The organism is Halomonas elongata, from assembly GCF_029081005.1.
In the GTDB taxonomy this organism is placed as follows: Bacteria; Pseudomonadota; Gammaproteobacteria; order Pseudomonadales; family Halomonadaceae; genus Halomonas; species Halomonas elongata_B.
This window is the reverse complement of record NZ_JAJQTQ010000032.1, coordinates 19476-36382: the sequence shown is the minus strand read 5'-3', so window position 1 is coordinate 36382 and position 16907 is coordinate 19476. Positions and strand designations below refer to the sequence as shown.

Here is a 16907-nt window from a genome sequence, read left to right as displayed (position 1 = left end):
ACCAGCATGACCACCGTCTCGTGGACCCAGGAGGTGGGCGAGGCGAAGGCGTAGCGCATGATCACTTCATAGACGCTGATGACCATGGCGACCAGCACCAGCCAGGCAGCGATGCGGCCGCAGGCTGCCACGCCTCGATCGAAGGCGTTGCGCACCGGATCGGGGGGCGCGGTCACGGCCGGGGCCGCCGATTCCTCCGGGCGACGGGAATCTCGAGTCATGGGAACTCCTCAACGAAGTGGCGCGCCCCGTGGGACGCGCCGCGTCCGGTCATGTCATCGGGCCGCTCCGCGTCGGCCCGATGCGTCTCACATCAGGTTATGGTTTTCCAGGTAACCCACCACGGAGTCGTAGAACTCCTGGGTGATCTCGTTCTTCTCGGCCCAGGTGGCCCACTCGTCCTTGGCGATGTTGCGGAACTTGAGACGCTCCTCGGCCGGCAGATCGATGATCTCGATATCCGGGTTATCCCGTGCCTCGCGCACCGCTTCCAGGTCGCGGGTCTTGAGCTCGGCCACCATCTCGTAGGCCAGACTGTCCACGGAGGTCTCGAGGATCGACTTGAGATCTTCCGGCAGGCCGTCCCAGATATCCTTGTTCAACGACACCGATACCATCGGCAGCGAATGGAAACCCGGGTAGAGCGGATAGGGGGCGAACTCATGCAACCCCTGAGCCTGGTTGGTGGCGAACACCGTGTAGTCGGCGGCGTCGATCACGCCCTTTTCCAGGCCGGTATAGACCTCGGAGCCCGGCAGGTTGACCGGCGTGGCACCGGCCGCCTCGAAGATGTTGTAAACCATGCCCTCGGGGGCACGCAGCTTGAGGCCCTTCATGTCCTCGACGGAACGAACCGGCTTGGTGGAAGGCAGTGACTCCAGGCCGGTCGCAGCAGCACCGATCAGGTGCAGGCCATAGGGCTCGACCAGCTTGTTGTAAAGCGCCTCGCCACCGGCGTTGTTCATGTAATCGAGGAAGTCGTACGGATCGCTCCAGGCGCCGACCAGGTTGCCGATCATGCCGAAGGCCGGATCCTGGCCGGTGAAATAGCTGGGATCGGTCAGGTGGCCCTGCAGAATACCGGACTTCACCGCCTGCAGAGTCTGGTTGGCCTGCACCACCGCGCCGACCGGCAGGATCTCGATGGCGATACGACCATCGGACATCTGCTCGACGTTCTCGGCCCAGGCCTTCTTCATCTCGAACTGGGGCTCCCCGGCAGTTTCCGAGGTCTGGAAGGTCCATTCGTACTCGGCGGCCTGGGCGTCGATGGCCAGGGCGCCGAGCACGGCGACGGTCAGGGTCTTGAGTGGCATGCGAGACATCATGAGGCTTCCTTATCGCTTGTTGTTGAAACGGTTGTCGTGACTTCGATAGCGGGAACACTGGGCATCAATTCCTCGAGGCCCAGATCCCGGCCGGTGCGTTCCAGCACCGCCAGGGCCGCCTGGGCGGCCCGTTGGGGCTGACGCAGGCGAATCGCCTCCATCACCCGGCGATGGCGTTCCATGCTGTCGTTGAGCTCATCGGCGCTATGATTGGATTTCTCCACCAGCAGCGCGATGGCCGGTTTGAGAACGTGGCTGATCTGTGCCCAGACCAGGTTGTGCGAGGCCGCGAAGATCGCCTCGTGAAAGGCCACGTCATAATCGTTATGGGAGATGCCCTGCCAATGCAGGTCGTCATGCTCCAGGGCGCGGATCATGCCTTCATGGGCGGATTCGATGGCCAGCAGGTCCGCCGCCGTGGCGTGTTCCGCCGCCAGACGCGCCACATAGGGCTCGACCGCCACCCGAAAGGCGAATATCTCACGCTGGATGCGCGGATTCGGTTGAGCGAAACGTGCCATCCAGCCGCTGACACGCGGGTCCAGCAGGTGCCATTCCTGCAAGGCACGCACCCGCGAGCCTTGCCCGGAAATGCGCGTCAACAGGCCCGCCGCCACCAGGGTCTGCAGGGCGCTGCGGACCGTGCTGCGGCTGACGCCGAAGCGCTCGCAGAGGTCCAGTTCCTTGGGCACGAAGTCACCCGGCACATACTCCCCCGCGAAGATGGCCTCGGCGAGGAAGTCGGCGATGTCAGGGCTCGATGCGCGTCGAGGATCGGAAGCGGCAGAAGACATGGCGTGCCTGTACGGGTTGAGGATCGTGTGTGGTGTCTGACTGTTAATTTTCTATGTCGGACATAGCTTCGGATAAAATCGGACACAACGCTTTTAGACTTTAGTCCCCATCACGACAATCCCATGGCTTTCCATCGCCTGGACTCGGGTGTAGGGTGCGACATCATGCCAATCACCGGGAGCCACCAGTGAAATCTCGCTACTTCAGTATCGGTGAATATCCCCAGGGCACCCCGGAACGCGGGGTGTTCACTCTCAATGAAACCGAATTGCCGGAACTCGCCGACGGGCAGGTACGCGTGCACAACGCCTGGCTTTCGGTGGATCCCTACATGCGGGGTCGCATGAGCGGTGTGACGACCTATATCGATCCCTTCGCGCTCGACGCGCCGCTGGAGGGGGCCGCCGTGGGCCACGTCATTGCCTCGCGAGACGACCGTTTCCGTGAGGGGGACCGCGTGGTGCACATGGGCGGCTGGCGTGACATCGCCCAGTTGCCCGGTGATGCCCTGCAGCCACTACCGGATATCGACGTGCCGGCCCAGGCCTTTCTCGGCGTACTGGGCATGCCCGGCATGACCGCCTGGACCGGCCTCAACGTCATCGCCGGCATGGGCAACGGCGATAACGTGCTGGTCAGCGCCGCGGGAGGTGCCGTGGGATCGCTGGCCGTACAACTCGCCAAGGCCAAGGGAGGGACCGTGGTCGGCATCGCCGGTACCCCGGAAAAGCGCGCCTGGCTGGAAGCGCACGATGTGGTGGCGGTGGATTACCGCGACAAGGACACCGCCACCCTGACGGCGGACCTGCAGGCCGCCTGCCCGGAGGGCTTCGACGTCTACTACGAGAACGTCGGCGGCGTCTGCCTGGAGGCGGCCCTGAACACGCTGCGAGTCGGAGCGCGCATTGCCGTATGCGGCATGATCGCCCATTACAACGATGACGCCCCGGCGCCCGGCCCCTCCAACCTGGCCATGGTGCTGATTCGCCGTGCGCGCATGCAGGGCTTCATCGTCTTCGATCACTGGGAGCATTACCCACGCTTCCTCGAGGAGGTCGGCCCCCTGGTCAGCGCCGGCCGGATCGACTACGAAGAAACCGTTGTCGAGGGGCTCGAGCACACGCCCGACGCTTTCCTCGACCTCTTCCAGGGCGCCAATCAGGGCAAGATGCTGGTACGCCTCTAGACGTCATCCCAATGCTCATGACGACATCCCCGACGGTGGTCTTCGGTGGCACCGGATTTCTCGGTGCCGCCCTGGTGCGAGAACTGGTGGAGAGCGGCCGACCGACCCGCCTGGTGGCACGCCGCCCCGCCTGGCCGTCATGGGCGGAAGACGGCGATCCCCTGGAGATCCTCCACGCCGACATCCGCGATGGGCGCCGCGTCGCCGAGGTCCTGGAAGGGGCCGGAGCGGTGGTCAACGCGACGAGCCTGTATGTGCCGTCGCGGCGACTCGGCTTCGAGGATATCCACGTCACGGCGGCGGCCGGACTGGCTCGCCAGGCACGGGAGGCCGGCATCGCCCGGCTGGTGCAGCTATCAGGCATCGGCGCCTCACTCGACTCGCCCTCGGCCTATGTGCGTGCCCGGGCACGCGGCGAGACGGCGGTGCTGGACGCCCTGCCCAAGGCCATCATCCTGCGGCCCAGCGTCCTGTTCGGACGGAACGACGCCTTCCTGTCCAGCCTGGCGAGACTCACGCGCCTCCCCGTGATCCCGCTGTTCGGACGGGGGCGCAGCCGCCTTCAGCCGGTGCATGTCGTGGATGTGGCCCGCGCCATCGTCAGGCTCACCGCCGTCGACCGGCCACGCCGCTATCTCTTCGAACTGGGCGGTGCCGATATCCTCAGCTATCGCGAGACACTCACCCAGGTGATGCAACACCTGGGAAGGGAACGCCCCCTCGTGCCCCTGCCCTTCACCGCCTGGCACGCCCTGGCCCTCGGACTCGGCTGGCTGCCCTCCCCTCCCTTGACGCGCGATCAGGTCATTCTCATGCAGGGCGACAACCTGGTCACCGAAGGCGTGGGCACCTTCGCCGACCTCGGCATGCGTCCCCGGGCGTTGCGGGAAAGCCTGCCCGATTGCCTGTCGACGGACTGATCTTCGGGGGGTCCACGACCGCCAGCTATCCTGCCGAAGAAAGAACTGCTAGCGTAGTGCGCACCCTCTTATAAAGGAGAAGACGATGGATACCTCGATCAATAATGTCGTCGCCCAGTCCCAGGCCATGCAGCAGGCCCAGACCGCCCAGCAGGCTCAGATGCAGATCTTCAAGTCGGCGCTGGATACCCAGCAGCAGCAGGTGACGGCGCTCATGGAATCGGCTTCCGTCGAGCCACGGCTGGCCAATGACGGCCATCTGGGCACCCGACTCGATACATACGCCTGAACCGCCACTACGGCCCGTACTCGCGCTCCACCCGCGCCACCCTCACCCGGTAGTGCGAGTACCGGACCTCTCGGCCCATGCGCTGTGCTTCGCGATGCTCGGCCTGGGCCTTCCAGCGCCGGATCGAATCAAGATCCGCCCAGTAGGACACCGTGATGCCGACCGCCTCGCGCGCCGACTCCACGCCGAGAAAGCCGGGCTGCTGCGAGGCCAGTCGCATCATGCGCTCGGCCGTCTCGTCATATCCGGCCACGACATCGGTACGCCGTGAGGAGAAGATCACCGCGTAATACGGCGGCTCAGGAGTTTCAGCAAGCATGGGGTAAACTCCGCTCCGGGGTCGTCGAGACAAACGCTGAAGATCGCCTCGCGGCGAATCGACAAGGTGCTTCACAGAGCCCGAGGACCCGACGACTCACCGATATCCTCGAACCATAGGTCGGGGGAAGAGGCGATAAAGTCTTCCATCAGGGCGATGCACGCCGGCTCCTGCAGCACCTCGACCTCGACACCATGCGAGAGCAGACGCGCCTCTTCGCCCTGGAAGGTCCGATTCTCGCCGATCACCACCCGGGGAATGCCGTACAGCAGGATGGCGCCCGTGCACATCGCGCAGGGGGAAAGTGTCGTGTAGAGCGTCGATTCGCGGTAGATATCGGCGGACTGTCGCCCGGCGTTTTCCAGCGCGTCCATTTCGCCATGCAGGACGGTACTGCCGAGCTGAACGCGACGATTGCGGCCACCGCCGATGATCACCCCGCGATGGACCAGCACCGAACCGATGGGGATGCCCCCTTCATCGAGCCCCGCGCGTGCCTCGTCCAGGGCGGCCTGCATGAAATGGTCCATGATCGACACTCTCCTCGCTGGTTGGGTTGATCCCTCCACCCCAGCCTACGTCGAGGCCCTTCCGATCGCCAGCTCGAGCGTCCATCGCCATGAGCGCCGCGGGGCATGCCAGTGTCAATTGATCAACATGACCGCCATTACCTGGATGATTCTGCCATTCAATGACTCATCGACAGCAATCCTTGCCATTTCGTGGCATCCGTGAAGAATGGCCCCCGCATTCATTGAGATCACGAGCATATCGACACCATGGCACTCTCTCTTTCCGAACTGTTCAAGGACCTGATGGCCGCCGGCAACGGCCTGATCTGGGGCTCCTTGCTGATCTATCTGCTGATCGGTGCGGGCCTGTACTTCACCGTCATGACGCGTGGCATCCAGTTCCGCTACTTCGGGCACATGTTCAAGCTGCTGCGCCATTCACGCAGCGCCGACGGCGGCATCTCCTCCTTCCAGGCGCTTTCCACCAGTCTTGCCGCCCGGGTCGGCACCGGTAACCTGGCCGGCGTCGCGGTCGCCATCTACTTCGGCGGCCCCGGTGCCATCTTCTGGATGTGGATGACGGCCCTGGTCGGCATGGCCACCAGCTTCGTCGAATCCACCCTGGCCCAGGCCTACAAGACGGACCATGGCGATGGTACCTTCCGCGGCGGCCCGGCCCGCTACATCTCGCAGGGCCTGGGGCTGCGCTGGCTGGCGGCGCTGTTTTCCATCTGCCTGATCATCGCCTTCGGCCTGGCCTTCAACAGCGTGCAGTCCAACTCCATCGCGCTGGCCATGGAGGAAGCCTTCTCCCTTCCTCCCTGGATCGTCGGCGTGGTCCTGGTCGTGGCGGTGACGCCGATCATCTTCGGCGGCCTGAAATCCATTGCCCGGGTGGCTGAACTGGTGGTGCCGGTGATGGCCGTCATCTACCTGCTGCTGGCCGTCGTGGTGGTACTGCTCAACATCACCGAGCTGCCGGCAGCCATCATGACCATTTTCAAGAGCGCCTTCGGCCTCGACCAGGCCGCCGGCGGCGCCGCCGGGTACGCCATCTCCCAGGCCATCATGAACGGCATCAAGCGCGGCCTGTTCTCCAACGAGGCAGGCATGGGCTCGGCTCCCAACGCCGCCGCCACCGCGTCCACCCAGCCGAACCATCCCGCCGCCCAGGGCTTCATCCAGATGCTCGGCGTCTTCTTCGACACCCTGGTCATCTGCACCGCCACCGCCGCCATCATCATCATGGCGGGTCCGGAACTGCTCGCCGGTGATGAAGCCAACGGCATCCAGCTCACCCAGATCGCGCTGTCGCATCAGGTCGGCGACTGGGCGAGCATGTTCATCGCCGTGGCGATCCTGCTGTTCGCCTTCACCTCGGTGATCGCCAATTACTCCTATGGCGAAACCAACGTGGAGTACCTGGCCGGCGCCAGGTACGCGCCCGGCGCCATCCTGATCTATCGGCTGGCAGTGCTGGCCATGGTGATGATCGGCGCGGTGGCGAACCTCGGTCCGATCTGGAGCTTCGCCGACCTGTCGATGGGCATGATGGCATTGATCAACCTGGTGGCGATCCTGCTGCTCTCGCCGGTGGCCATTGCCCTGTTCCGGGATTACGAGCGCCAGCTCAAGGATGGCCTGGAGCCCAACTTCGATCCGCGTCGCTTCCCGCGACTGAATGATCGAATCGATCCCAAGGCCTGGCCCAGGGGCGCCGACAAGGCCTGATCCCACGCCGAAGGAGGTCACGGCGCGTGCCGTGGCCTCCATGCCGAACTCGGACAGGCAGGAAAAAGGCAAGGAACGTGGCGGAGAAAAGCTCGACGCCGACGGGCCATGCTTGTCACCGTCACCGCGACCATGGAAGATCACCCCCTGAACCCGTGATTCTGGAAAGGAGTGTATCCATGGCCGTTCCACGTATTCTGGTATTCGCCGGCAGTGCCCGCGAGGCCTCCTTCAACAAGCGTCTCGCGCAGCTCGCCGCGGCACGCATCGAAGCGCTCGGTGGCAAACCTACCTTCATCGACCTGCGCGACTATCCCATGCCGCTCTATGACGGCGATCTGGAGGAAGCTGAAGGACTGCCCGGCAATGCCCTGGCGTTGCGGGAGCTGCTCGCCGGGCATCAAGGGCTGCTGATCGCCTCGCCGGAATACAACGGCTTCGTCACGCCGTTGCTGACCAACACCATCGACTGGCTCACTCGTCCCCACCAGGGCGAAAGCGGGCTCGCCCTGTTCAAGGAGCGCCAGGCCGGCCTCGTCGCCGCCTCCCCCGGGGGCCTGGGCGGTCTTCGCGCCCTGAATCACCTGCGTCAGTTGCTCACCAATATCGGTGTGACGGTGCTTCCCGATCAGCTCGCCGTCGCGAAGGCCGGTGACGCCTTCGATGCCGAAGGCAATCTCGTCAACACCGCCCAGGGCGACGCCCTGAATGCCCTCTGCCAGCGGCTGGTCACCAGCCTGGATCGGCTGCACACCGACTGATACCACTCACCCTCGTCATCGACCGGGCACTCCTGTGCCGGGGGCCGATGGCGAGGTTTCCCCTTCCTCGGCATCACCCAGCACGTCCCCCGGATTCCGCAGCGGGCAGCTCTTCAACGACAGGCAGCCACAGCCGATGCATCCATCGAGCTGATCGCGCAACGCGATCAGGCAGTGGATCCGCTCGTCCAGCGCGCTACGCCACTGCTCCGACAAATGCCGCCAGTCCTCGGCATCGGGCGTACGGGATGTGGGCAGATCGTCCAGCGAGGCCTTGATCTCGGCCAGCGGCATGCCCGTGCGCTGGGCGATCTTGATCACGGCCACGCGGCGCAGCACATCCCGGGAGAAACGCCGCTGGTTACCGGCATTGCGCGTGCTTTCGATCAACCCCTTGGCCTCGTAGAAATGCACGGTGGAAACCGCAACGCCACAGCGCCGGGCGACATCCCCCACCGTCAACGACTGCTTGCGGGGATTCAGCTTGCGATGTGTCATCGTACCTCCCGCCTCGACCTCAAGTATTGTTGAGGAAATATCGTGCCGAACGTCGCCCTCCGGCACAAGCCCGGCCGCCTCGACGCCCTGATACCCGAATGGTATTGCCATGAATGACATTCCACGAGCGCCGCTGTCCTTCCATCCTGTGTGGCGTCCGGCATCGCCCCGGACTACCCCCCATGACGAGGATGACACCATGACACGCGACCACAGGATTCTCCCCCATCGCACCCTGGGACAAGGGCTGAGCGTTTCGGCGCTGGGCTATGGCGCCATGGGGATCAGCGAGTTCTACGGACCCTCGAATGACCGGGCCTCTCGGGACCTGCTCGCCGAGGTGGCCGATGCCGGCATCGACCTGATCGACACGGCGGACATGTACGGCCGCGGCCACAACGAGACGCTGATCGGCGAATGCCTGGCCGAGCAACGTCGGTCACACGGAGCCAGCGACATCAAGGTCGCCACCAAGTGCGGCATCGATCGCGGCGATGCCGACTATGCACGGCGCGTCAACAATCGTCCCGAGTACATTCGTGCTTGCTGCGAGGCCTCGCTCAAGCGCCTGGGCATCGAGCGTATCGATCTCTATTATCTCCATCGCGTTGACCCGCAAGGCGACATCAGTGCCGCCATGGAGTGCCTGGGAGAGCTCGTTAAGGAAGGCAAGATCGCTCACCTGGGGCTGTGTGAAGTCTCGGCGTCGACCCTGGCCAAGGCCCATGCCATCCATCCGATCACCGCCCTGCAGACCGAGTATTCGCTGTGGACGCGCGATGTCGAAGCCGAGATCCTGCCCATGGCCCGCCGGCTCGGCGTGGGGCTCGTGCCCTACTCCCCCCTGGGACGCGGCTTCCTGACCGGCCGTATCACCAAGCGAGAGGATCTTTCCGAAGACGACTTCCGGCGCCACAATCCGCGCTTTCAGGCCGACAACCTGGCGCATAACCTGACATTGCTCGACGCCGTGCATCGGGTGGCTGAACGCCACGACGCCCTGCCGGGCCAGGTCGCCCTGGCATGGCTGCTGGCCCAGGATGACCATATCGTGCCGATTCCCGGTACTCGACGCTCGGCCTATCTGCACGAGAATCTCGGCGCACTGGCACTGCGGCTGGACGAGCGTGACCTGAACGACCTCGACAGTGCCCTGCCCCCGGACGCCGCTCGCGGCGAGCGCTACACGGAGGAAGGCATGAAGGGCGTCAACGCCTAGATGTGTGCCTGAGCATGTCAGGCCTCGGCCGCCTCGAGCAGTACATCGACGGCGTACCGGACCTCTTCGCGCGTTTCACCGGATCGCCATAGCAGCTTGAGCTCGATGCTCAGCCGTTCTTCCAGGTCGGCGACGAAGGGACGATAGGTCACGCCGAGGCGACTGGCCGCACGCAGTGACGTCGGCAGAAACGCCACGCCATCGCCGGCGGCCACCCGAGCCAGCAGCGTCATGTGCTCGCCGGGCTCGGGGCGCCGCGGTGGCGCATAACCATGATCCGCAAAGACCCGCTCGCAGCGATCATGGAAGACCGGGTTGTCATGGCGGGGAAACCAGAACAGCCGGGTATCCCCCAGGTCATCGAACGACACCCTCGCACGCTCGGCCGCCGGATGATCTTCGGGCAACGCCACCATCAGCGGATCAAGGGCGACGCGTCGCGCCTGGATAGATTCCCCCGGTTCGGCGATCTCCCCCACCAGGGCAAGATCCAGTTCCCCGCTCGACAAGCGCTCGACCAGGCGCTTCGAGTACGCCTCTTCGATTCGCGTGCCCGCGGGGAGGAGGTGCACATCCGTCAGGACATCGCGAATGCCGGCCACCAGGCTGAAGTCGATCACGCTCGTCAGGCCTAGCCGTACATCGGCCGCGTCGACGGCGACCGTCTCGCGCAGATTGACCAGAGCGATATCGAGCGCTTCAAGAACCCGACGGGCATCGTGCTCGAAACGCTCGCCGGCCGTGGTCAGGCTGACGCCCTGGGTATCGCGCTCGAACAGCTTTATGCGCAGCATGGCCTCGAGTCCGCCGATCTGCCGAGACAAGGGTGGCTGCGACATGTGCAGGCGCTCGGCGGCACGACGGAAGTTGAGTTCCTCGGCCACGGCGATGAAACACTGTAATTGTCGAGTGGACGGCAGGTGTCCGGACAGGCGTCGCACCATCGCTCAGTTCCCCATCATCGAAGTTCGCCCACCCGGGGGCCGCATCACGTCTGCTCTTTCTCGATCGTCAAGGCGACCAGCCGCACGACCAGCGGCCTGACGATCAGAACGCACACGAAGGCCACCGGCATGGCGAGAACATAGGCGTGCAAGACCCGCCCCATGAACCCCGGCCCCATGCCCTCGTTGATCAGGGTGATCACCAGCGTCATCAGAAACGCCATGATCGAGGCCATGTAGAAGGCGAATACCACCGGGGTGAGCCGGCGTGGCAGCCCCCGCCTCGCGATCAGGCGCCGTACTCCGCTCAGGCGTTCGCGGCGCGGGGATATCATCGAACGGTTCATCGATCCTCCTCGAGGCTCGGTTTTCAGGGAGCGTCACCCTAGCCCAGCCCGCCTCCTCTCACTAGACGCCCAGCGCCAATCTCACTATAAACGTCTACTTACGAATAAGATCTTTCACTCATCGGGAAAAGATATGGACACCTTGCGCGCCATTGCCTGCTTCACCAGTGCCGTGGAAACCGGCAGCATCGCCGGCGGCGCCAAGCGCCTGGGAATCAGCCCGGCGGCCGCGAGCCAGCAACTCGCCCGCCTGGAGGCCCACCTGGATACCCGATTGCTGACCCGCACCACGCGCCGCCTGGGGCTCACCGACAGCGGGACCGCCTACTATGCCCGAATCAAGCATATCGCCCGGGATATCGAACGGGCCCACGACGCCATCGCCAGCTTGCGCAACGAGCCACGCGGCCACTTGCGCATCGCCTCCACCGCCGCCTTCGGGCGACACGTGCTGGCGCCGCTGGCGCCCGCCTTCAAGCACCGCTACCCGCACCTTTCCCTCGAGATATTCACCACCGATCGCCACGTCGATCATATCGGCGAGACGGTGGATGTCAGCGTGCGTTTCGCTCTGCAACTCGAGGAAGGGCTGGTCGCCCGGCGCATTGCCTCGATTCCCTTCTTCTTCTGCGCCTCCCCCGACTATCTGGCGCGAGCCGGCACGCCCCGTGAACCGGAAGACCTCAAGGAACACGACTGCCTGGTCTTCCGCTTTCCCCGGGACGGCCGTTTCCTGAGCTGGGGCTTCGTGCGGGATGGACTCCGCTTCGAACCCGATACGCGTGTCGCCATGGCCAGCGACGACATCGATGTCCTGGCGCAGATGGCGCTGGGAGGGGGCGGTATCACACGGTTGGCGGCATTCGTCGCCCAACCGCATCTCGACCGCGGGCACCTGGTATCGCTGTTCGAGACGGACCGGAGCACCTCGGCACGCGCCGTCTCGGAGCCCATGGATATCTACCTGTGCGTCGGTGACCGACGCGACCTGACCCCGAAGGTCCGGGCCTTCATGGACTTCCTGGTCGAATGTCTGCCGGCCGAATGGCGTCCCGCGTGACGCCGACTACAACCGCCCCTGCCGGGCCAGTCGTCGCCTGACCCAATGGCCATACCACCAGGTCAGCACAGGCTTGATCACGGGAAGGCCGATGAGCACGGCCAGGGGACGCAGCCTCGGGATGCGGCGCATCAGCAGGATATAGGCATCCATGCCCCGATGCAGCGTGCCCTCGGCGTCCTCCACATGCAGCGAGAGCAGCGCTTCGCGTGGCTCGACGCCGCGTTCGCGCAACCCGGTCTCATGGCTGGAAACATCCAGCCATTCCACCGAATGCGCCTCTCGAGCCAGGCGCTCGTACCGGCGCCGCTCGCGGCGGCAGAGCGGGCAGGCCGCATCATAGTAGACCTTCAGCGGGGAAACATCGCTCACGGAACCTCCGGGATGAGTCACTCGGTGGCGCCGGACGGGCCATCCAGCTCACGCTCGTCGACTTTTCAGGCAGCCCCTGATCACCGAGGATAACCGGACAGGACTCAGATGCCGATATCCTCATCGAGCTCCTTTTCCTCATGCTCGTGAAGCGGCGTATCTTCGTCGCACTCCAGGTCGTGGACGAAGGTTCGGGTCACGTCCAGCAGGCCCAGCTCCTGAATGGTGCGACGTCCGAGCAGGACCGGGTAGGTCAGATCATCACGATCCTCGAGGCTGAACTGCTCCTCGTAGCGGGTATCGCCGATGCACAGCGTCATCAGCACCGCCGGCCGCCGATCCTGGCCGCCGGCGCCCGTGAGTATCAGTTTGCGGAAGATCGGCCGTTCGAAGGTCTTCGAGACGATCTCTTCGGTCGACTCGTCCTCGACCTCGACGACGAAGCGCACCCACTCCTCGCCATCGCGCTCGAATTTCTCGATGTCCTCCGCCTGCATGGAAGAGGTCAAGGCACCGCTATCGAGCTTGACCTTGACCTCGGGGCCCCAGGGTTCCTCGATGGTCGCCTTCTCGACCCATCCGAACACGACGGGGTCATCGTCGGCCAGGACCGTGCCACTCATCAGGCCGGTGGCGAGGCAGGCGATCAGTACATGGCGTAACGACTTGTACATGCCGGCTCCTTGCGGTCATTCCGTCACGGTAGACGGGAGACCATACCAAGGGTGATGACCGCACGCCATTCATTGCCCTCGCCAGCTCCAACTGCGATAGCCCTACTCCGCCGGCCCTACCTCATCGCATACATGGCAGGTGCCGCGGTCCACTCGCGTCGTTCAGACTTCGCGACCGAGCAGGTCCTCGTCGAAAGGGTAGCGACTGAGCTTCTCGATACCGGTCTCGGTGACCAGCACTTCTTCTTCCAGCTTGACGCCATCGGCGGCGCCGACCTCGCCGATGTAACTCTCCACCGACACCACCATGCCGGGTTCCAGGACACCGTCCTTGGAAAAGCGATCGAAATCCATGTGGTGCGCGACCAGCGGTGTCTCGCCGTGCATGCCGACGCCATGGATGACCGACGGATAGCGACGATCCAGGAAGCGCTCGGGAATCTTCCAGGCCCGCTCGGCGATCTCGCGATAGCTCATCCCCGGCGCAAGGATATCCATGTTGTGATGTACCTGATCGAACGCCATGCGATACAGCTCGCGCTGGTAGGCACTGGGTCGTCCCGGCCCCACATGGAAGGTCCGCGAGAAGTCCGAGTAGTAGCCGTGGCAACCGATGGTATCGGTATCCAGCGCCACCAGTTCACCGGGGCGCACGACCCGATCGCTGGCCTCGTGGAACCAGGGGTTGGTACGCGGTCCCGAGTTGAGCAGCCGGGTCTCGATGAATTCGCCGCCCTGCTTGATGACATTGCCGTAGAGAATCGCGAAGAGATCGTTCTCGGTCACCCCCGGCTTGATGGCGGCTTCCACCTCGGCGACCGCGGCCTCGCTGCCGGCCATGGACTGAGCCAGACAGGCCACCTCCTCCGGCGTCTTGATCCGACGACAGTGCAAGGTGTCCTGCATGCAGTCGAGCACGTCCATGCCCTGCGCCTCCAGGGAACGCGCCAGGTTCAGGGTACAGCGATCCAGGCCGATGCGCGTATTGCCCTGGCCATGCGCCCGGACCAGCTCGGCGATCTCGACGCCGAAGGGATCGGAGGAGAGATTGTCGCGCTGGTTGACCGCCGACCAGACCACCTTGGAGGTGCGCGACTCGTCGATGGTCTCGAGCCAGGTGGAGACGTGGGCGCTCCCCGGATACTCGAAGAGGATCACCGGCCCTTCCAGCGGCACATAGATATAGCGGGTGGAATTGCGCAGGAAGTAACCGAACATGTTGCGCGAGCCGGTGGCATAGCGCTGATTGTAGGGATCGAACAGCACCAGGGCGGCGTAGCCCTGCTCGGCCATCATCGCCCGCAGGCGCTGCAGGCGGCCGGCACGCAGCTGTGCGGGGTCGAAGGCCGTGGGAATGCTGTCCCCATTGGCCATGGGGGCCGAGGGAATCACCGGGAGACGATCCGGTTCGTTGTCGGTCAACTTCTCGAAATCGACGATGCTCATGGGGTTCCGTTTCTACTCGGGAGTGAAGCGACGTGGGACCAGGCGGGTCGGCGAGATTCAATCGGCCAGCGCATCACTACGCCGCATGCCATTCTTCAGCAAGGCTTCATGGACAGGCGCCATGCGGCCGAAGATGCGCTGGGCCCGCTCGGGGCGACCAATGAAGCCAGGCTCCTTGGCGTAGGCGAAGATCACGGTGTGGCGCTCGCGATCCCCTTCGACCGGGGTGACCCGATGCAGCGAATAGCGCCCGAAGAAGATCTGCAGGTCGCCGGGCGTCAGATCCAGCGACTCGAGCCGGGAACGATCACCGTCCAGTACCCGCTCCACGGCCTCGAAATTCTCCCCTTCGGGGCCACGGATGCCCGGGGCGTACTCGAAGCGACCACCGCCCCGGGAACGGCGGGTCATCATGGTGACGATGAACTCGTTGGTATCGTAGTGCCAAGGATGCTGGCAGCCCTCGCGCAGCACGTTGACCACCAGGTCGGCCAGTGGATCGGCGTACTGGTGGATCTCTTCCATGCCCATCACGGCGGCGATGAACCGCTGGAACTCGGGATGCTCGTAGATCTGACGGATGATGGTATCGGCACCGATGCGATCGCCGGCGACGAAGCCGTTGGTCCGATCGTCGAAGCGGTTCAGCGGATGGCTCGACGGACGATCGGGGTCCCCATCACTGTTGTAAGGGTTGGTTTCGGTCTGGTTGTAATGGGCTTCGGGCGAAAGCCGCTCGGTCTCGCGCTCGAGACGCGCCAGCGCCTGCTCCGGCACGAAACGTTCCAGCACCACACAACCATCCTCCGCCAGTTGGCGACGGCAGTGCTCGATCAGTGCTTGCCCTACTTCGCCGTCGAGATCATCGAGCGGGTAACGGAACAGGTCGATCAAGCCCTTCAGGGAAAGGTCGCTTGTGTCGGCCGAGGTTGCCACGGACATGGGAGTCTCCGGTTAACAATGCACGCTGGACAGCCTAGATAGCGCAACCTCATAATAAAAATGAATGATTGAGATAAAACCAATTTCAAAGGCTCATCAATAATGGATACCGTGCTGCTCCGCGCCTTCGTCACCGTGGCCGAAAGTCAGGGGTTCAGCGCCGCCGGCAAGGTGCTGCACCGCACCCAGTCGGCGGTCAGCCTGCAGATCAAGCGCCTGGAGGATCAGATGGGCCAGGCGCTGTTCGAACGTACCAGCCGCAGCGTGCTGCTCACCTCGCATGGTGAGCAGTTACTGCCCTATGCACGGCACATGCTCAAGCTGGAAGACGAGGCCCGAACGCTGCTGGGCAACCGCCGGCGCGGCGAATTGATACGCTTCGCGACCTCCGAGGAACAGGCCAGTGCCTACCTGCCGTCGCTGCTGCCCCGCTACGCGCAGCGCTTCCCGGACACCCGGCTGGAGCTGAACTGCGATATCAGCGCCACGCTGGTCAACCAGTTCCACGAGGGCCTGCTGGATGTCGTCCTGTCGATTCGCCACCTCCCCACCCAGTCGGGCCACTTGCTGGGCTGGGAGCCGATGGTCTGGGTCGTGGCCGAGCACTGCCGGCCGACGGACTGGGATACCCTGCCCCTGGCCCTCAACCCGGAAGGTTGTATCTTCCGCGCGCATGCCCTCTCGGCCCTGGGACGTGAGGAGCGCCAGTGGGAGACACACTATTCGAGCCAATCCCCCACCGGTATCAATCTACCCGTGCAGGCGGGCCTGGCGATGACGGTGAAAACACCACGCAGCGTACCGGCGGGATGCCGGATCGTCGGTGAAGCGGAAGGCCTGCCGCCACTCGGGCAGGTCGAGATCGAATTGCACCGTCGCCCCGGACACACCAGCGAGGCCCTGGAAGCCTTCTGCGAGGAACTGGAGCGGATTGTCACCGAGAATGACGATGTGGCGGTGCCGGAAGCCGGCGAGGCGCTTCCGGAGTAAGATCCGCCCGCGTCGAGAGCACGGGCGGACCGCCTCAGGCCTCTCGTGCGTCAATCACGACGATAGGTGCCGACCAGACGGTTCATGCCCAGCAGGTGCGGTTCGACCTGCTTGAGAAGCTCGGCCATCGAGATGCCCTCGGGCAAGGCGGTGGGCTTGTCCAGCGCCAGCACCCAGAAATAATACTGGTGGACGCCATGCCCCTCGGGTGGCATGGGGCCACCATAGCCATTGCGACCGAAATGGTTGATCCCGCGGGTCCCCTCGGAGGATGCTTCCTCGAGAGAGGTGGTGGAGCCCGGCAGATTGTAGAGCACCCAGTGCACGAAGCCGTAGCCGCCGTGCTCCACCAGGGGCGCGTCAGGGTCGTGGCAGATCACCGCGAAGCCCTTGGTGCCCTCCGGCGCATCATGCCAGGACAGCGCCGGCGACAGATCCTCACCTTCTCCGGTATGTCGCGTCGGAATCTCGCCCTGGTCGGTGAAGGCCGGGCTTTCCACCCGCATGTTCGTCAATGCAAAGGCCATGGTCGTTGATCTCCCTGAGATGGTGTCATGATGGGGAAACACGGCGT

The 16907-nt window shown here is 64.4% G+C and carries 22 protein-coding genes; 9 read left to right on the top strand and 13 right to left on the bottom strand.

Annotation, left to right across the window (positions count from 1 at the left end):
- From LU493_RS17400 to LU493_RS17390, 3 genes are all read right to left on the bottom strand, one after another.
- Nucleotides 1–221: TRAP transporter small permease subunit (locus LU493_RS17400; RefSeq protein ID WP_428994579.1), on the bottom strand; the 221-nt coding region annotated here is incomplete at its 3' end.
- A gap of 87 nt (nt 222–308) precedes the next feature.
- The gene (locus LU493_RS17395; RefSeq protein ID WP_275289072.1) at nt 309–1328 is read right to left on the bottom strand and encodes a TRAP transporter substrate-binding protein; all 1020 of its coding nucleotides are present in this window, start codon (nt 1326–1328) and stop codon (nt 309–311) included.
- Nucleotides 1325–2122 carry a FadR/GntR family transcriptional regulator gene (locus LU493_RS17390; RefSeq protein ID WP_275289071.1) on the bottom strand — a complete coding sequence of 266 codons (798 nt, stop codon included), beginning with the start codon at nt 2120–2122 and terminating at the stop codon, nt 1325–1327. The genes LU493_RS17395 and LU493_RS17390 overlap by 4 nt, the downstream gene beginning before the upstream one ends.
- Before the next feature lie 188 nt (nt 2123–2310).
- Here LU493_RS17390 and LU493_RS17385 point away from each other — a divergent pair, with 188 nt between their 5' ends.
- The 3 genes from LU493_RS17385 to LU493_RS17375 all read left to right on the top strand — a co-directional run bounded on the left by LU493_RS17385 (nt 2311) and on the right by LU493_RS17375 (nt 4518).
- A complete protein-coding gene (locus LU493_RS17385) occupies nt 2311–3309 on the top strand; it encodes an NADP-dependent oxidoreductase (protein ID WP_275289070.1) in 999 nt (332 codons plus the stop codon).
- Between the two features lie 17 nt (nt 3310–3326).
- Nucleotides 3327–4229, top strand: coding sequence for a complex I NDUFA9 subunit family protein (locus LU493_RS17380; RefSeq protein WP_275289069.1), 903 nt, complete (start codon nt 3327–3329; stop codon nt 4227–4229).
- A gap of 85 nt (nt 4230–4314) precedes the next feature.
- Entirely contained in the window at nt 4315–4518 is a 204-nt protein-coding gene (locus tag LU493_RS17375) for a putative motility protein (RefSeq protein WP_275289068.1), read from the top strand.
- Nucleotides 4519–4525: 7 nt separating this feature from the next.
- Here LU493_RS17375 and LU493_RS17370 read toward each other — a convergent pair whose 3' ends face one another.
- Together LU493_RS17370 and LU493_RS17365 are read right to left on the bottom strand one after the other, a co-directional pair.
- Nucleotides 4526–4837, bottom strand: coding sequence for an antibiotic biosynthesis monooxygenase family protein (locus LU493_RS17370; RefSeq protein ID WP_275289067.1), 312 nt, complete (start codon nt 4835–4837; stop codon nt 4526–4528).
- A gap of 71 nt (nt 4838–4908) precedes the next feature.
- Nucleotides 4909–5367, bottom strand: a complete 459-nt coding sequence (locus tag LU493_RS17365; protein ID WP_275289066.1) for a nucleoside deaminase — start codon at nt 5365–5367, stop codon at nt 4909–4911.
- Between LU493_RS17365 and LU493_RS17360 the strand changes: the two genes are divergently transcribed.
- The 3 genes from LU493_RS17360 to LU493_RS17350 all read left to right on the top strand — a co-directional run bounded on the left by LU493_RS17360 (nt 5366) and on the right by LU493_RS17350 (nt 7841).
- Nucleotides 5366–5572, top strand: coding sequence for a hypothetical protein (locus LU493_RS17360; protein ID WP_275289065.1), 207 nt, complete (start codon nt 5366–5368; stop codon nt 5570–5572). The two genes, LU493_RS17365 and LU493_RS17360, sit on opposite strands and share 2 nt — an antisense overlap.
- Before the next feature lie 44 nt (nt 5573–5616).
- A complete protein-coding gene (locus LU493_RS17355; protein WP_275289064.1) occupies nt 5617–7080 on the top strand; it encodes an alanine/glycine:cation symporter family protein in 1464 nt (487 codons plus the stop codon).
- Between the two features lie 179 nt (nt 7081–7259).
- Entirely contained in the window at nt 7260–7841 is a 582-nt protein-coding gene (locus LU493_RS17350) for an NADPH-dependent FMN reductase (protein WP_275289063.1), read from the top strand.
- A 15-nt stretch (nt 7842–7856) separates the two neighbouring features.
- On the opposite strand, the gene soxR is transcribed toward LU493_RS17350, so the two are convergent.
- The gene (soxR, locus tag LU493_RS17345) at nt 7857–8339 is read right to left on the bottom strand and encodes a redox-sensitive transcriptional activator SoxR (RefSeq protein ID WP_343076100.1); all 483 of its coding nucleotides are present in this window, start codon (nt 8337–8339) and stop codon (nt 7857–7859) included.
- Nucleotides 8340–8538: 199 nt separating this feature from the next.
- Between soxR and LU493_RS17340 the strand changes: the two genes are divergently transcribed.
- The gene (locus LU493_RS17340) at nt 8539–9558 is read left to right on the top strand and encodes an aldo/keto reductase (RefSeq protein WP_275289062.1); all 1020 of its coding nucleotides are present in this window, start codon (nt 8539–8541) and stop codon (nt 9556–9558) included.
- A 17-nt stretch (nt 9559–9575) separates the two neighbouring features.
- Here the strand turns inward: LU493_RS17340 and LU493_RS17335 are convergent, their stop codons facing one another.
- Complete coding sequence (locus tag LU493_RS17335) at nt 9576–10502, bottom strand: LysR family transcriptional regulator (RefSeq protein ID WP_275289061.1); 927 nt, start codon at nt 10500–10502, stop codon at nt 9576–9578.
- A 44-nt stretch (nt 10503–10546) separates the two neighbouring features.
- Nucleotides 10547–10849: a DUF2798 domain-containing protein gene (locus tag LU493_RS17330; protein WP_275289060.1), complete on the bottom strand. Its 303-nt coding sequence runs from the start codon at nt 10847–10849 to the stop codon at nt 10547–10549.
- A gap of 133 nt (nt 10850–10982) precedes the next feature.
- Here LU493_RS17330 and LU493_RS17325 point away from each other — a divergent pair, with 133 nt between their 5' ends.
- On the top strand, nt 10983–11909 hold the full coding sequence (locus LU493_RS17325; RefSeq protein WP_275289059.1) for a LysR family transcriptional regulator: 927 nt from the start codon (nt 10983–10985) through the stop codon (nt 11907–11909).
- Between the two features lie 6 nt (nt 11910–11915).
- Here LU493_RS17325 and LU493_RS17320 read toward each other — a convergent pair whose 3' ends face one another.
- From LU493_RS17320 to LU493_RS17305, 4 genes are all read right to left on the bottom strand, one after another.
- Nucleotides 11916–12281: a thiol-disulfide oxidoreductase DCC family protein gene (locus LU493_RS17320; RefSeq protein WP_275289058.1), complete on the bottom strand. Its 366-nt coding sequence runs from the start codon at nt 12279–12281 to the stop codon at nt 11916–11918.
- Between the two features lie 104 nt (nt 12282–12385).
- On the bottom strand, nt 12386–12955 hold the full coding sequence (locus LU493_RS17315; RefSeq protein ID WP_275289057.1) for an ATP-dependent zinc protease family protein: 570 nt from the start codon (nt 12953–12955) through the stop codon (nt 12386–12388).
- A 162-nt stretch (nt 12956–13117) separates the two neighbouring features.
- Complete coding sequence (locus LU493_RS17310; RefSeq protein WP_275289056.1) at nt 13118–14401, bottom strand: M24 family metallopeptidase; 1284 nt, start codon at nt 14399–14401, stop codon at nt 13118–13120.
- Nucleotides 14402–14458: 57 nt separating this feature from the next.
- Nucleotides 14459–15343 (bottom strand): HalD/BesD family halogenase, encoded by an 885-nt coding sequence (locus LU493_RS17305; RefSeq protein ID WP_275289055.1) that lies wholly within the window; start codon nt 15341–15343, stop codon nt 14459–14461.
- A gap of 102 nt (nt 15344–15445) precedes the next feature.
- Between LU493_RS17305 and LU493_RS17300 the strand changes: the two genes are divergently transcribed.
- Nucleotides 15446–16333, top strand: a complete 888-nt coding sequence (locus LU493_RS17300; RefSeq protein WP_275289054.1) for a LysR family transcriptional regulator — start codon at nt 15446–15448, stop codon at nt 16331–16333.
- Nucleotides 16334–16383: 50 nt separating this feature from the next.
- Here LU493_RS17300 and LU493_RS17295 read toward each other — a convergent pair whose 3' ends face one another.
- Nucleotides 16384–16860: a YbhB/YbcL family Raf kinase inhibitor-like protein gene (locus tag LU493_RS17295; protein WP_275289053.1), complete on the bottom strand. Its 477-nt coding sequence runs from the start codon at nt 16858–16860 to the stop codon at nt 16384–16386.
- Nucleotides 16861–16907: the final 47 nt, after the last annotated feature.

Coding starts and splice junctions, on each gene's coding strand:
- LU493_RS17335 (WP_275289061.1), bottom strand. CDS start 10,502: ATGGTGCGACGCCTGTCCGGACACCTGCCGTCCACTCGACAATTACAG.
- LU493_RS17350 (WP_275289063.1), top strand. CDS start 7,260: ATGGCCGTTCCACGTATTCTGGTATTCGCCGGCAGTGCCCGCGAGGCC.
- LU493_RS17380 (WP_275289069.1), top strand. CDS start 3,327: ATGACGACATCCCCGACGGTGGTCTTCGGTGGCACCGGATTTCTCGGT.
- LU493_RS17295 (WP_275289053.1), bottom strand. CDS start 16,860: ATGGCCTTTGCATTGACGAACATGCGGGTGGAAAGCCCGGCCTTCACC.
- LU493_RS17395 (WP_275289072.1), bottom strand. CDS start 1,328: ATGATGTCTCGCATGCCACTCAAGACCCTGACCGTCGCCGTGCTCGGC.
- LU493_RS17355 (WP_275289064.1), top strand. CDS start 5,617: ATGGCACTCTCTCTTTCCGAACTGTTCAAGGACCTGATGGCCGCCGGC.
- LU493_RS17390 (WP_275289071.1), bottom strand. CDS start 2,122: ATGTCTTCTGCCGCTTCCGATCCTCGACGCGCATCGAGCCCTGACATC.
- LU493_RS17305 (WP_275289055.1), bottom strand. CDS start 15,343: ATGTCCGTGGCAACCTCGGCCGACACAAGCGACCTTTCCCTGAAGGGC.
- LU493_RS17325 (WP_275289059.1), top strand. CDS start 10,983: ATGGACACCTTGCGCGCCATTGCCTGCTTCACCAGTGCCGTGGAAACC.
- LU493_RS17340 (WP_275289062.1), top strand. CDS start 8,539: ATGACACGCGACCACAGGATTCTCCCCCATCGCACCCTGGGACAAGGG.
- LU493_RS17360 (WP_275289065.1), top strand. CDS start 5,366: ATGATCGACACTCTCCTCGCTGGTTGGGTTGATCCCTCCACCCCAGCC.
- LU493_RS17365 (WP_275289066.1), bottom strand. CDS start 5,367: ATGGACCATTTCATGCAGGCCGCCCTGGACGAGGCACGCGCGGGGCTC.
- LU493_RS17310 (WP_275289056.1), bottom strand. CDS start 14,401: ATGAGCATCGTCGATTTCGAGAAGTTGACCGACAACGAACCGGATCGT.
- LU493_RS17375 (WP_275289068.1), top strand. CDS start 4,315: ATGGATACCTCGATCAATAATGTCGTCGCCCAGTCCCAGGCCATGCAG.
- LU493_RS17330 (WP_275289060.1), bottom strand. CDS start 10,849: ATGAACCGTTCGATGATATCCCCGCGCCGCGAACGCCTGAGCGGAGTA.
- LU493_RS17370 (WP_275289067.1), bottom strand. CDS start 4,837: ATGCTTGCTGAAACTCCTGAGCCGCCGTATTACGCGGTGATCTTCTCC.
- LU493_RS17315 (WP_275289057.1), bottom strand. CDS start 12,955: ATGTACAAGTCGTTACGCCATGTACTGATCGCCTGCCTCGCCACCGGC.
- soxR (WP_343076100.1), bottom strand. CDS start 8,339: ATGACACATCGCAAGCTGAATCCCCGCAAGCAGTCGTTGACGGTGGGG.
- LU493_RS17300 (WP_275289054.1), top strand. CDS start 15,446: ATGGATACCGTGCTGCTCCGCGCCTTCGTCACCGTGGCCGAAAGTCAG.